This window comes from Cyanobium sp. Copco_Reservoir_LC18 (genome assembly GCF_009834675.1).
Lineage (GTDB): Bacteria > Cyanobacteriota > Cyanobacteriia > PCC-6307 > Cyanobiaceae > Cyanobium > Cyanobium minutissimum.
The window spans coordinates 90201-103205 of record NZ_ASAC01000015.1 but is presented as its reverse complement, the minus strand read 5'-3'; the positions used below and the strand labels follow the sequence as shown (position 1 = coordinate 103205).

The following is a 13005-nucleotide window of genomic DNA, read 5'->3' as shown; positions in this document are numbered from 1 at the left end:
CCCCCATGGCCCCGATCCCCGTCACCGTGATCACCGGTTTCCTCGGCGCCGGCAAGACCACCCTGCTCAACCGGATCCTCTCCGGCCAGCAGGGGATGCGCACCGCCGTGCTGGTGAACGAGTTCGGCGAGATCGGCATCGACAACGAGCTGGTGGTGGCCACCAGCGACGCCATGGTGGAGCTCAGCAACGGCTGCATCTGCTGCTCGATCAACGGCGAGCTCAGGCAGGCGGTCCATCGGGTGCTGGAGCGCCCCGACCCGATCGACTTCATCGTGGTGGAGACCACCGGCCTGGCCGATCCCCTGCCCGTGGCCATGACCTTCCTGTCCGGGGACTTCCGCGAGCGGCTGCGGCTCGATTCGATCATCACCCTGATTGACGCCGAACACTTCGAAGCCACCGCCTTCACCAGCCCGATCGCCCGGGCCCAGGTGGTCTACGGCGACATCCTGGTGGTCAACAAGCGCGATCGGGTGGACGAGGCGCGGCTGGCCGCCGTGGAGGCCAGCCTGCGGGCGATCAAGGCCGACGCCCGTCTGCTGCGTGCCGATCATGCCGGGGTGCCGCTGTCCATGCTGCTGAGCGTGGGCCTGTTCGAAACCGATCGGCTGGTGGCCCTGCAGGCCGCGGAGGACGCCCACGAGCAGGCCCAGGGACACGACGAGCACCATCACGAGCACCACCACCACGAGCACGGGCACACCCACCACCAAGCCCATACCCCGGAGCTGGAGGGCTTCCGTTCGGTGTCCCTGGCGGTGGAGGCGCCGTTCGATCTGCGCCGGTTCCAGCACTTCCTCGACAACCAGCTTCCCGCCACCGTCTTCCGGGCCAAGGGGGTGCTGTGGTTCCGGGAGAGCGAGCGCCGTCACCTGTTCCACCTCTGCGGCAAGCGCTTCACCATTGACGATTCCGACTGGCCCGCTGGCGGTGCGCGCCACTGCCGGGTGGTGGCGATCGGCCGGGATCTGGACCCACCCAGCCTGCGGGCCCAGCTGGAAGCCTGCGTGGTGGCGCCATGAGCGGGGTGGTTCTCGTCTCAGGACCGCCGGGCTGCGGCAAGACCAGCTGGATCCTGAGCCGTCTGCAGGAGCACCGGGGTCCCCGCGCCTATGGGCGCCTGGACGGCGTCGATCCCGAGGGGCGTCCCCTGGCCCTGGATGGGGGTCTCGATCAGGCCTTTCTCCAGGACCAGATCCCTGATCTGCGCGAGCTGGCTGGCACCACCCAGGACCCCGCAGCGGACGGTGAGGACCTGCTGGCCCTGATCGAGCTGCCCCTCTTCGGGCCCGAGATTCCCCAGACGCTCGCCCCGGGCCTGCGGCCGGATCGCCACCTCCATTTCGGCCGCGACAGCGAGCTGCCGCGTGAGGACACCCTGGTGTTCGGGGCCCTGGACTCCTGGAGCCTGGATCTGGCGACGGAGGTCTGGGATCCCGCCAGCTTGAACAGTTTCTGGTTCGAGCTGGTCAACGGGGCCTACGGGGATGTCTACCGCGCCAAGGCCCTGGTGAACCTGCCCGATGGCCGGGGCTTCCTTTTCAACTGGATGGTGAGCTGCAGCGGCACCCAGTTTCTGCCGCTGCGGAGCGTTGCACCGCCCCACGGACGGCCCATGCGCCTCTCAAGGCTGGTGGTGCAGGGCAAGGGCCTGGACACGGTCGACCTCCAGAGCACGGTCGCCGACTGCCTGCTCAGTGATGCCGTTCTGGAGCTGCAGCAGGCCCCCCGGCGACCCCAGGGGGAGCCGCTTCCCGCCACCGGCTGACGGAACCGACGCCTGCCATCCGATCCCGCCCTTCCCGCTTCCCCATGGCCCACGCCGTTCTCTCCTGCCTGCACGCCAACCTGGCCGCCGTCGAAGCCGTTCTGGACGACATCGACCGGCTCGGCGTCGACACGATCACCTGCCTCGGGGATCTGGTGGGCTACGGCCCCCAGCCCAACGAGGTGGTCGAGCTGGTCCGCTCCCGCGGCATCCCCACCTGCCAGGGCTGCTGGGACGAGGACATCATCGAGGGGCTCAATGCCTGCGAGTGCAGCTATCCCTCCCAGCTGGCGGAGCGGCGGGGCCAGCTGGCCCACCACTGGACCGCGGCGCAGCTGAGCCAGGACAACAAGGCGTTCCTGGCCAGCCTGCCGATGTCCCTGCGCCGGGACCGGCTGGTGTTCGTCCATGGCAGCCCCAACAGCCAGCACGAGTACCTGCTGCCCGACATGGAGGCCTTCGCCGCCCTCGAGCGGGTCGTCTCGGCCGGGGCCGACACGCTCTTCTGCGGCCACACCCACCGTCCCTACGTGCGCGAGTTCCGTGAGGGCTCGATCGAGCTGCGCCTGCGCCGGCCCGACGGCGAGCCCGGACCTGAAGCGGAGCGCCGAGTGGATCTTCCCGTTCGCCGCATCGTCAACGCCGGCTCGGTGGGCGAGCCGAGGCACGGGGGCACAGAGGCCACCTATGTGATCCACGACATGGACCGCGACACGGTGGAGATCCGCCGGGTCCCCTACGACGTCGAGCGCACCTGCCGGGCGATCCTGGCGGTGGGCCTGCCGCCGCCGTTCGCCTGGCGCCTGCGCCACGGGTTCGAGTATGCCGAGCGGGCCGACGATGCCAGCCACGTGTGTGAGCGCTGATGGCACGGTGGGCATTGCTGAGCGGCCTGGGCGGCGACCTGGACGTCTATGAGGCGGTGCTGGCGGACCTGCGGCGCCAGCGGGTGGAGACCCTCTTTCTGCTGGGGGACCTGATCGGCCCGGAGCGGGATTGCCGGGCGCTGCTGGAGCGTCTGCAGCATCCCCGCCGGGGGGAGCTGCGGCCGCACTGCATCTATGGCTGGTGGGAAGAGCAGCTGCTGGCGGAACGGGGCTACCGCGGTGAGCGTCGGGCCGAGGCCCTGCGGCGGGAATCTGGAGAGGACGCCGTGCAGGCCCTGCTTCGGGCCGTGGATCCCGGCTTCATGGACTGGCTGGCCGCCCTCCGGTTCGGCTTCGTCGAGCTCGACTGCGCCCTGCTCCATGGCAGCTCCGCCGACGTGGGGGACAGCCTCGGCAGCGCCACGGATCCCCTGTGCCTGCTCGATCGCCTCACCCGCATGGACGTGAACCGGCTGTTCACGGCCCGCAGTGGCGAACAGTTCAGCGTTGCGCTCTGCGGCGGGGGGATCACCGCCCAGGTGCGGGACCTGGAGGGGGAGCGGCAGCTGCGCCAGAGTGTGCCCCGTCGCCAGGTGATCGGCGTGGGCCGCGGGTTGCGGTACACCCTTTACGACCCGGGAACCGACCACCTCGATTTCCGCACGGCGCCTGGTCCGGCCCGCCCGCGCCGCAGGGGGTTCGCATGACGGCGGCGTTCGGCGGCGTGCTGGGAACGCTGGAGCTCCAGCGGGCGGCCGACGGCTGCCGGTCGTCACGGCTGTGCGGGACCGGGTCCGGGTGGTCAGTTTCGACGGGCCGGGCTTCGGCGACAGTGACCGTCCGGCGCTCGGCGAAGACGCCGCCCTGCGGCGCACCAGCCTGGAGGGGGTCCTCACCGACCTGGACGCCCGCCAGCATGGCCCCGCCCCGCTCCACCCGGGAGATGGAGTTTCTGGCCCAGACCCGCGGCGGTGAGCCATCTCCCCTGCCGACTCGGCCTGCACCAGGAGTTCGGCTCCCCGCTGGGGCGGCGGTTGCTGGCAGCTCTGGATCCGCAGCCCTGTGAGCCGTCGTCGTGCCCTGTGCGGGCTTCCGCTCCACGGGGACCGACCCAGGACATCGCCCCGCGACCGGCGATCAGACCGCCGCACCCCTCAGCCGGCGTCCCTCTCGATGCGCACCCACAGACTGCGGCGGGCATCCAGGGTCACCAGCAGCTCCAGGTGCTCGGCCGTGATCGCCCTGGCCTCCTCCATGCGGCCATCCAGAGTCAGCTGGGACAGGCGCTCCATGCACCAGTCCCGTTGGAGGGTGAGGGCGAGGACGCGTTGCAGCTGGGCTTCATCCTCGGAAGAGGGAACACTGGTCATGGCTGGCCTGCCCATGGATGCCGTCAATCTGTCGATCTCTGGCGGGTCGATGTAGGCGAAGCGCACAAAAGACGGTGCCTTTGCTGACTCTGGATGGAGACGGTGACCAATGTCACATCAGAGTGTGAGATCGGGGCGGCTCCACCGCCATGGCCTGGCTAGGGGTAGGAAGGACATCCCTGCCCTGCCTGTGAAAGAGCTCACCTCCGCGATCAATCAACACCTGGCCGCAGAGTTTCAGGCCGGCCACACCTATCTGGCCATGTCGATCTGGCTGCGGGAAAAGGATCTGGCCGGATTTTCCACCTACATGCTCGAGAAGAGCCAGGAGGAGCGCAACCATGCGGCCCGCATGATTGCCTACCTGGTCGACAGCGACGAACAGGTGGAGCTGCCCACCATCGAAGCGCCTGAACGCAGCTGGCCGTCGGTGCAGGGGCTGTTCGATCGGGTCTACGACATGGAGAAGGGGGTCACCGCTTCCATCAACCGTCTCTACGCCATGGCGGAGGATGTGGGCGAGCGCAGCGCCACCGCGATGCTCGACTGGTTCGTGGCCGAACAGCTTCAGGAGGAGGCCGAGGCCCGGTTCGTGCGCAAGCGCCTGCGGCTGGCCGGTGACAACAGTGCCGCCCTGCTGCTGCTGGACCAGCAGTTCCTGGAGGGGACGGCCCTGGCCCACGTCAAGGGCGGCCTCAGTGGCGCCACCGGTGCCTGAGCCTTGATGGCCCCATCCCACGACCGTTCTGTCCCGTTTCCGCTGAATCCGCCCGCCCGTTGTGTCCATGCCCGCTCCTGAGGGCACTGCCCCTGTGCGTGCCGAGTCCTGTCCCTCCTGCGGCGATCGCCCGGAGGATCGACCGCCGCGACGGGCGGGCTGGCGCTGGGGGGCCAGCGGCTCCTGCCATGGTCCCGGGGGAGCCGGGCGCCGGGGCTCGGGGTGGCAGGTCGCCCTGCTGGGCATGCCCAACACCGGCAAGTCGACGCTCTACAACCGCCTCACGGGCGGCCATGCGCAGATTGCCAACTGGCCCGGCCTGACGGTGGAGCTGCTGCGGGGGCCGATGCCGCCGGACCGCAACGGCACCACCTACGAGCTGGTGGATCTGCCGGGGATCCACGACCTGAGCGGCAGCAGCGAAGACGAGGCCGTGGTGCAGCGCTTCCTGCGCCACACGCCTCCCGATCTCGTGCTGGTGGTGCTCAATGCCAGCCAGATCACCAGCCAGCTGCGCCTGCTGCTGCAGCTCCAGCAGCTGGGACTGCCGGTCGTGGCGGCGCTGAACATGAGCGATGAAGCCCGCGGCTTCGGCCTTGGCATCGATCACCGGGGGTTGTCGCAGGACCTCGGCCTGCCCGTGCTGCCCGTGAGCGCCAAGCACAACCAGGGCATCGCCGCGCTCATCAAGCGGTTGCATCAGTGGGGCGAGAGCTCCAGCGCGGCTGGCTGGGCGCCGCCGGCCGGCCAGGGCGAGCTCCAGGCTGGGGAGGATCGGCTGCGGGATCTGGTGGCCCGTCACGTGACGCTGCCGGAGCGGTTGCTGAACCGCCGCACCCGTCTGGTGGATCGCGTGCTGCTCCATCCCCTGGTTGGCCTGGTGCTGTTCCTGGGCCTCGTCCTGGCGGTGTTCGAGGTGTTGTACGCGGTCACCGCTCCGCTGCAGGAGCTGCTGGGAACGGGGCTCGACTGGATCCAGGCCAGCGGGCTGGAGCCCGTTCTGCGGGGGTTGGGAACGCCTGACTGGTTGCGGCGCTTCCTGCTGGACGGCCTCTGGCTGGGGGTGAGCACGGTGGCCACCTTCCTGCCCCTGATCTTCGTGTTCTACGTCCTGATGGCCATCATCGAGGACTCGGGCTATCTGCCGCGTGCCGCCTTTCTGATGGATGGCTTCATGCGCTGGCTGGGGCTCGATGGCCGTGCCTTCGTGCTGCAGGTCATGGGGTTCGGCTGCAACGTGCCCTCGATCATGGGAACACGGGTGATCCGGGATCGGGGCATGCGCCTGCTGGCGATGCTGTGCATCCCCTTCGCCCTCTGCCAGGCCAGGCTGACCGTGTTCCTGTTCATGGCCGGCGTGTTCTTCCCCCGACCCTGGTGGGCGCCTGGGCTGGTGCTGTTCGGGTTCTATGGGATGAGTTTCCTGGCCGCCGTGATCACGGGCCTGGTGTTCCAGCGGGCCTTTCCGAGTGGGGAAGCCTTCGTGCTGGAGCTGCCCCCCTACCGGGCCCCCAGCCTCACCACCATCCTGCGCCGGGGCTGGACCTCGATGCTGAACTTTCTGGTCACCACCCGCGTGTTCATCATCGTGGGTGCCGCTGCCATCTGGCTGCTCACCAACCTTCCACCGGGAGCGGCGGAGGGATCGGGCCGCACCCTCGCCGGAGGCATCGGCGCGCTCTTCCAGCCGTTGCTGGGTCCGATCGGCATGAATCCGGAGCTCACCGTCTCCCTGTTCTTTGGCTTCATCGCCAAGGAGATTCTGCTGGGAGCGATGGCCGTGATCTACGGGACCACCGAATCCGGCCTGGGCGGTGCGATCCAGAGCGCCATCACACCGTTGCAGTCCCTGAGTTTCATGACCTTCGTGCTGCTCTACACCCCCTGCCTGGGCACCGTGGCGGCCCAGATCCAGGAAGCCCGGAGTCGCCGTTTCGCCCTGCTGTCCCTGGGATGGTCCCTGGTGCTGGCCTGGGTGCTCGCCTTCCTCGTCTATCAGGGCGGGGGGTTGATCCTTTCCCTGCACTGATCAGTGTGGAGCGATCACATGGACGTCCATTTCAGCGGCATGTTCGGGGCGGAGCATGAATTCCAGAAGCCCGCTGGCCAGATGCAGGAGGCCACCGGGCTTGCCGCGCCGCAGCACCTCCACTTCCACCCCCGGCCGCACACCCATCGACAGCAGCCGACGCTGGAGTCCGGGATGGGTCGGCAGGGAGGCGATCGAAACTCTGGTGCCCGCAGGAACCTGACTGAGGGGCATACCCAACCTGCCGTCGGCTTCCACCCTAGGACCGCCCACGACGGCACCCCGGCCCCAGCGAGACGGCAAGGGTCTGCTCCATCCACCTCTTGCTTCGCACCACACCCTGCCTCCTGCTGAAGGGCCGACTCCGTTCAAGTTCCTGGTGCTGGAGCTGCCGTGCGAGTCCGATCCGGGCCTGGGTCAACTGGGGAGGGTCCGCCAGGATCGCTGTGATCGGGTCGCTGCGGCGGATGCGGTTCAGCACCCCATGGATCTCCGGGGGCTGTTCCTCTCAGGCCACCCACGCCATCCCAGATCGCCTGTGGGGAGGGGACCGTCATCGTCCTGCCGAGTTCACGCCCCTTCTTCACCACGCCCCGCGCCCACCATGGCCACCCTCAAGGGCGGGCCTCCACGGCTTCGGCGAGCTGCCGCAGCGTCGGATGACTTTGGTGGGAAGCGGAATGAATGCTCCCATCCTCGACCATGGCGATGAAGCGGGCCAGTTCCCTGGCATTCCCCCGGTAGAACTGGGGCTGGTCCCGCTTGAAGTTCTCCAGGGCCGTTTCGGCGTTGTAGTCGCGCTTGAGTCGGTTCAGCTCGCTGACCAGCTGCTGACGGTCGTTGTTGTAAACGATGAAGTTCTGCGGCAATCGCCCGCTGCAGCCCGGCTGCGGTGTCTCCAGGTAATGGGCGTGGCACCAGCGGGCATAGGGCGTCAGAATGATGCCGCCACAGGCCTGCACCTCACAGATCGGCAGTCCGAACGATTCGCAGTGGGCCACGAAATAGAGGCTGCAGCTCCTGTAGATCGTTCGGATCTCCTGCATGGAATAGCTGCCATGGAGCACCTTGAAGGGGATGCCGGCTTCGAGGCATGCCTGGATCTGGATGGCCCGCTCGGCCAGATGCTCGGGACGCTCGAAATCAATCAGCGCACAGATCTCCCTGGTTTCAATGGCCAGGGAAGGGTCGATCATATTGATTCCTACCGGCGAATACCTTTCCGCCCCTGGCAACACAGGAAATTCAGACACTTCCGTGATGCAGAGATGGTGGTCATAGCGGTTGGTTCCCCAGTGCTTGCCCTTGGGAACGCGTCTGCTCGCCACAGCGTCGTGGATCCACTTCACCCAGTCGGCTCGGCTGCCCAGGTAGACCAGATCATAGAGAACGATGGGCAGGTGAGGGAGATCACGGCGCAGGCGATTGTCATCAAAGAAGAGTTCGAAATAGGCACCGGGCATGTGACCTACGATGACGACAACGTCCACGGTTCCGAGGCTGCGCAGAAGCCGTTGGTAGTTCAGCCATGCAGCGCTTCTCTGGGCCGAAAGAAACAGCCGTCCTCTCCAGTTCGCCCCTTGTCCCGCCTCCGTTCTGTGCCTGCGTGGAAGGGATTCCAGGCCGTTGTACAGGAGCAGGCTGTCCACGCCGATCTCCCTGAACATGCGCTCCAGTCCTTCCGCCAGGGGCCGGTAGAAGCTGTTGGCTCGGTTGGCCAGGATGGCGACTCTCACGGGGTGGTGTCCCCGGCTGCGGTTCGGAGGATTCTGAGGCCCTGCAGGTTCATTCAGCCGGCTCGAATCGACCCCGGACTTTAGGTGCATGGTCCCCAATCCCTGCGATCTCACACACCGGTCGCCTCCAGGTGCGCCACCCCAAGGCCGCAGCCCGGGCAGGGCCGCATCGGATAGGTGTTGAAGGGGAAGCGGGGGGGCTGGAAGGGCTCGATGCCCCGACGCCGGTCGAAGCGCACCATGCCGACACGGCCGCTGTGGGCCACCACCAGTGCCGTGCGCCCCAGGCGGCGCTGGCTGCGGGCCCAGCTGCCGGTGTTGTAGTAGGTGATGTGGCAGGGGCCCTGCTCCTCACCGCGGGTGTCCGGCAGGGCCAGGGGGGTGGCTTCGGGGATGTGGGTGTGGCCGTTGATCAGCCCGTCGAGGGGCTCCGGACCGTGCCGCTCCCGCTGCAGGTGCCGGACGATGCCGCGCTTGATCAGCCGGTCGTGGCCGGTGCGGCTCTTGAGGGCACTCTCGAGCACGAAGGCCAGGGAGAAGCCACCGGAGGAGTTGAGGCCCCGGCTCACCGGAATGGGCCATTCCCGGTGGCTGGCCAGCAGATCCACCGCGTTCTGCAGGATCGCCTCGGCGTTCCAGCCGGCCGGCTGGGCTCCGGCGGCCGGCCGGGTGAAGGGGGACAGCAGGCCGTTGATGCCGGCGCTGTAGTGCTCCTGGAGGCGGGCCAGCCCCTCGGCGGCGCCGGCGTGGAAGCGGATCAGCCGGTCGTACTCGTCGCCGTGGCGCACCAGCAGCCGCTGCCCCGCCGGCGTGCGGTAGACGGCCTGGCGCCGGATGGCGTAGCCGGGCCGCTCCAGGCCGGCATGGCAGCGCAGGTAGGCGTCGTGGTTGCCGGGGATGTAGACGATCGCCACCCCCGCCCGGTGCAGGGCCTCGAGCTTCTCGATCACCCGGCGATGGGAGCCCCGCAGCAGCCTCGCCTCCTTCAGGAACTCGCTGGCCGGGGATGCGCCGCGGCTGTCGCTCAGCAGGGTGTCGATCCGATCGGTGAGAAAGGAGGCATCCACATTGGCGTTGAAGCGGATCGCCTGCAGATCGATGATGTCGCCGACCAGAAACAGGGTTCTGGGGCGGATGCACTCCAGGAAGGCCGCCAGATGGCCGGCCTCGCACTGATTGGAGCCCAGATGCAGGTCGGAGATGAACAGGGCGTCGCAGCTGAGCACAACGGTCGGCAGGGAGGTGGACGGGGGCCCTCGATCAGGGCGAGCCTTGCTTCGACGCCGGCACCGCCTGGGGCCCCAGCAGCGGCCCGCCCGCCAGGCGCCGGATCGCCACCACCCCGGGGCGGGGGGCCCGGCCGGGGACACCGGAGGGCCAGTTGGAGCCCAGGGGCACCCAGCGCAGCTGCTCGAAGGGCCGGCCGGAGCGATCCACCAGCCGGTGGGCCTGGGCCTCACGGGCCTCCGCCGAGGGGCGGGTGCCGTGGTCCTCGCCCGGGTGCTGCACCGCCAGGAACAGGGTGGATTCGCCGGCGTCGAAACAGGGGCCACAGAACTCGCATTCCATCGGTCCGGTGGCGAAGCAGAAGGCCTCACCGGCGTGGGGGCCACGGCTGGGCAGCACCCAGCAGCTGTTGTTGCCGAACAGATCCAGGTCGGCTGATCTGGTCGAGCGGTCGGTCACCATCCAGAGGGTCCCCTGCCGGTCGATGGCGAGGTTGTCGGGGTTGGCGAAGCCCATCCCCCCTTGCCACGGGGCCCCGCCGGTGGCCACCAGTCGCCAGCGGAAGGAGCCGGCCCGGTCCGGACTGTCGTCGGCCAGGCCCATGATCCAGCCGTAGGGCCAGGTGGCCTGCCCCTGGGGCCCCTGGAAGATGGCCGGATCGGCCCGGCCGTCGTCGCTGCCCCCACCGGCGGTGAAGGCGATCAGCAGGTCGCCGCTGAGCGGATCGATCACCGTGTCCTCGGGGCGGGCCGCGGGGGTGGCGCCGATGGCGCAGGCGGCCAGGTGGGCATCGATCAGGATCGCCCCCATCCGCTCCTCCCCCTCCCCGGGGTAGAGGTCGGCCAGGGTGGCGAAGCGGCGCCGGTAGGCCGCCACGGCTGCGTCGCTGGTGAAGGCTTCGGCCCCGGGCCGGAGGCGGTCGGAGTGGGGCAGCAGCACCGCCTGCTCCACCCCGAAGCGGGCAAAGTGGCCCGGCCCCAGGGGCTCCACCGGGGTGCTGGGCTCCAGGGGCAGCCAGCGGCCCCGGCCCTCGCCCCCCTTGGCGTTGGGCGGATCGAAGCGGGCCACCTCAAGGCGCCCGGCGCTGAACAGCTCCGAGTTGGCCGGGTCGGCGGGATCGCGGATCAGCCCGTCGCTGACGAAGCGGTAAAGGTGGCCGCCGTGGCGGTCGCAGCCGGAATAGACGATCAGGGGCTGGCCGGCGACGGCCTTGACGGCCACCGCCTCGTGGCGGAAGCGGCCCAGCCAGCTGTGCTTCACGGCGGGGCGTTCGGGCCGGCGCGGGTCGAGCTCCACCATCCAGCCGTACTTGTTCCCCGCCAGGCCGAAGGGGTTGCCGAGGCCGTCGAGGCGCTGGCCGTCGTAGGCGAAAGGGCGGGCGGCGGGCGGGACCGGGGAGCCGTCCGCGTGGACGGCCTCGGCCACCTGGCTCTGCATGTTCTCCTCGGCGCTCAGCACGGTGCCCCAGGGGGTCTCGCCGCCGGCGCAGTTGGCGAAGCTGCCGATGATCGCGTCCCCGAGGCCGTCGTCGTAGCCCAGCCGCTGGCGACGACGGAACACGGCCGCCGCCGGCCCCGAGCTGCGCAGGCGCCGGGCGGGGTCGCGCCAGCCGCTCAGGCCGGTGATGCGGCGATCGAAGCGGCCGGGTACCCGCCGCCAGGGGCCGCCCGGCTCCCGCACCAGTTCGATCACCCCGACCCCCAGGTCGGCCATCGCCGCCGCCGCCAGCTGGCGGATGGGCTCCAGCAGCGGGTCGTCCGACGGCAGGCTGGTGGCATCCACCCGGCCGCCCCGGGCGGCCAGGGCGTCGATCACGGCGTCGAACGGCAGCTCCCCGCCCACCGCCTCGGCGTAGCCCTGCCGCCAGGCCCGGGCGCTGATGTACTCGAAGTTCACCGTCAGCAGGGCCCGGTCCGCCGCCAGGGGCAGGAAGGAGAGGTGGTCGTTGTTGAAGCCGAAGCGGCCGTCGGCCAGCGGATCCCCCCAGACCGCGATCAGATCGGCCCGGAAGCCCTCCGGCAGCACCAGCCGGTCCTCCAGTTCGATGCGGGCGTAACGGCGGCGCTGCTCCGCCGCATCGAGCCCATCGCTGGGCACCGGCAGGGGGGTGGGGACGGTGGGGAAGGGGAGGGGCGGCGCCGGGGAGGCCCCGGCTTCGGCGGCCGCCGCCTTCCCCGGGGCGGCCTTGGGCAGCACGGCGCCGGCGAAGGAGCAGGCCCCGATCCCGAGCAGGGAGAGCAGGTCGCGTCGGTTCATCGATCCGGGGGGCAGGGGGCGCTGCGGCGTGGTGCCAGCAGGGCCAGGTGGTTGTCCTGCAGGGGGCTGAAGTTGTCGTCCGCGGCCAGCAGCAGGCTGGGGCGGCCATCGGCCCGGTCGGGCCCCGGGGTCAGGGCCTCCCAGTTGTCGGGCGGCAGGCCGGCCGCGATCAGATCCCACTGGTGGATGGGCTCGATCACTGCCTTGGGATCGGCCCGTTCGTCCGGCAGCGGGTAGTGGGCCAGGAGCACCTGCCATCGGGCGGGGGCCTGGAAGCGCCGCAGCAGGGCCAGCAGGGCCGGCGACGGGCCGGAGCCATCGACCACCAGCAGGTCGGTCAGACCCCAGCCCTCGCCGGCGGGGATGGCCAGCCGGGCCAGGGCCCTGGGCTTCGGCCCGGTGGGTTCCAGCGCCCAGCCCAGCAGCCGCACCTGGGCGGGGGGGTCCTGGCTCAGGGGCGACTCCGCCGCCATCAGCAGCACGTCCGTGCGCCCCGGGCGGCGCAGCAGGGCCAGGGATTCCGGCCCCTGGTTGGCGCCCAGTCCCTGCCCCGGGGCCGGCTGCCAGTCGGCGGGCAGGGGGAAGGCGCCCTGCAGCACGCCGCTGCTCCGATCGAAGGCCAGCAGCTGGGCCGGCCGGGCGGCGCTGCGGCGCCCTTCGCTGGCCACCCAGAGCCGCTCGCCGGCCACCACCATGCCTTCGGCGTCGATCTCCGCCGGCAGCGGGGCCTGGGGCGCTCCCTTCAGCTCCAGCTGGAACAGGGGCCGCAGCGGCACCCGGCCCAGCTGCCGCACGCCGCTCCAGCCGTCCACCCGGCCCCGGGGGGCATCGCTGAGCAGCAGCAGTACATCGCGGTGGTTGTCGTAGCCGGCGGCGGAGTAACCGCCCAGCTGAGCTCCATCCGCTCCGCGGCGCGGCAGGCGGGCGCCCGCCACCAGCTCCCAGCCAGCCTCGGCGGGGCAGGGCAGCAGGGGCGGCGGCAGGGGGGCTGGCGGGGAGGCGGCGATCAGGGGCACAACCATGGTGGGAATT

The 13005-nt window shown here is 70.1% G+C and carries 13 protein-coding genes; 7 read left to right on the top strand and 6 right to left on the bottom strand.

Going from position 1 to position 13005, the window contains the following annotated elements:
- Positions 1 to 5 precede the first annotated feature (5 nt).
- The 5 genes from L107_RS09620 (at position 6) to L107_RS09600 (ending at position 3612) form a co-directional block, all read left to right on the top strand.
- Positions 6 to 1025 carry a GTP-binding protein gene (locus L107_RS09620; RefSeq protein WP_370515474.1) on the top strand — a complete coding sequence of 340 codons (1020 nt, stop codon included), beginning with the start codon at positions 6 to 8 and terminating at the stop codon, positions 1023 to 1025.
- Positions 1022 to 1771 carry a GTP-binding protein gene (locus tag L107_RS09615; protein ID WP_159818291.1) on the top strand — a complete coding sequence of 250 codons (750 nt, stop codon included), beginning with the start codon at positions 1022 to 1024 and terminating at the stop codon, positions 1769 to 1771. Before L107_RS09620 ends, L107_RS09615 begins: the two co-directional genes overlap by 4 nt.
- 44 nt (positions 1772 to 1815) lie before the next feature.
- The gene (locus L107_RS09610; RefSeq protein WP_159818289.1) at positions 1816 to 2637 is read left to right on the top strand and encodes a metallophosphoesterase; all 822 of its coding nucleotides are present in this window, start codon (positions 1816 to 1818) and stop codon (positions 2635 to 2637) included.
- Complete coding sequence (locus L107_RS09605; protein ID WP_159818287.1) at positions 2637 to 3344, top strand: phosphoesterase; 708 nt, start codon at positions 2637 to 2639, stop codon at positions 3342 to 3344. The genes L107_RS09610 and L107_RS09605 overlap by 1 nt, the downstream gene beginning before the upstream one ends.
- Positions 3345 to 3417: 73 nt before the next feature.
- A complete protein-coding gene (locus L107_RS09600) occupies positions 3418 to 3612 on the top strand; it encodes a hypothetical protein (protein WP_159818285.1) in 195 nt (64 codons plus the stop codon).
- A gap of 179 nt (positions 3613 to 3791) precedes the next feature.
- Here L107_RS09600 and L107_RS09595 read toward each other — a convergent pair whose 3' ends face one another.
- Positions 3792 to 4007 (bottom strand): hypothetical protein, encoded by a 216-nt coding sequence (locus tag L107_RS09595; protein WP_159818283.1) that lies wholly within the window; start codon positions 4005 to 4007, stop codon positions 3792 to 3794.
- A gap of 190 nt (positions 4008 to 4197) precedes the next feature.
- On the opposite strand from L107_RS09595, the gene L107_RS09590 reads away from it, so the two are divergent.
- Together L107_RS09590 and feoB are read left to right on the top strand one after the other, a co-directional pair.
- Positions 4198 to 4725, top strand: a complete 528-nt coding sequence (locus L107_RS09590) for a ferritin (protein ID WP_106220172.1) — start codon at positions 4198 to 4200, stop codon at positions 4723 to 4725.
- Between the two features lie 94 nt (positions 4726 to 4819).
- On the top strand, positions 4820 to 6754 hold the full coding sequence (gene feoB / locus L107_RS09585) for a ferrous iron transport protein B (protein WP_236550616.1): 1935 nt from the start codon (positions 4820 to 4822) through the stop codon (positions 6752 to 6754).
- Here feoB and L107_RS09580 read toward each other — a convergent pair whose 3' ends face one another.
- From L107_RS09580 to L107_RS09560, 5 genes are all read right to left on the bottom strand, one after another.
- On the bottom strand, positions 6755 to 7012 hold the full coding sequence (locus L107_RS09580) for a FeoA family protein (protein ID WP_236550615.1): 258 nt from the start codon (positions 7010 to 7012) through the stop codon (positions 6755 to 6757).
- Positions 7013 to 7368: 356 nt separating this feature from the next.
- Complete coding sequence (locus L107_RS09575) at positions 7369 to 8490, bottom strand: hypothetical protein (protein ID WP_159818279.1); 1122 nt, start codon at positions 8488 to 8490, stop codon at positions 7369 to 7371.
- A gap of 110 nt (positions 8491 to 8600) precedes the next feature.
- The gene (locus tag L107_RS16365; RefSeq protein ID WP_201295858.1) at positions 8601 to 9716 is read right to left on the bottom strand and encodes a UDP-2,3-diacylglucosamine diphosphatase; all 1116 of its coding nucleotides are present in this window, start codon (positions 9714 to 9716) and stop codon (positions 8601 to 8603) included.
- Between the two features lie 34 nt (positions 9717 to 9750).
- A complete protein-coding gene (locus tag L107_RS09565) occupies positions 9751 to 11973 on the bottom strand; it encodes a PhoX family phosphatase (RefSeq protein ID WP_159818277.1) in 2223 nt (740 codons plus the stop codon).
- On the bottom strand, positions 11970 to 12995 hold the full coding sequence (locus L107_RS09560; RefSeq protein WP_159818275.1) for an esterase-like activity of phytase family protein: 1026 nt from the start codon (positions 12993 to 12995) through the stop codon (positions 11970 to 11972). Before L107_RS09560 ends, L107_RS09565 begins: the two co-directional genes overlap by 4 nt.
- Positions 12996 to 13005: the final 10 nt, after the last annotated feature.

Coding starts and splice junctions, on each gene's coding strand:
- L107_RS09560 (WP_159818275.1), bottom strand. CDS start 12,995: ATGGTTGTGCCCCTGATCGCCGCCTCCCCGCCAGCCCCCCTGCCGCCG.
- L107_RS09565 (WP_159818277.1), bottom strand. CDS start 11,973: ATGAACCGACGCGACCTGCTCTCCCTGCTCGGGATCGGGGCCTGCTCC.
- L107_RS09610 (WP_159818289.1), top strand. CDS start 1,816: ATGGCCCACGCCGTTCTCTCCTGCCTGCACGCCAACCTGGCCGCCGTC.
- L107_RS09595 (WP_159818283.1), bottom strand. CDS start 4,007: ATGACCAGTGTTCCCTCTTCCGAGGATGAAGCCCAGCTGCAACGCGTC.
- L107_RS09615 (WP_159818291.1), top strand. CDS start 1,022: ATGAGCGGGGTGGTTCTCGTCTCAGGACCGCCGGGCTGCGGCAAGACC.
- L107_RS09605 (WP_159818287.1), top strand. CDS start 2,637: ATGGCACGGTGGGCATTGCTGAGCGGCCTGGGCGGCGACCTGGACGTC.
- L107_RS09620 (WP_370515474.1), top strand. CDS start 6: ATGGCCCCGATCCCCGTCACCGTGATCACCGGTTTCCTCGGCGCCGGC.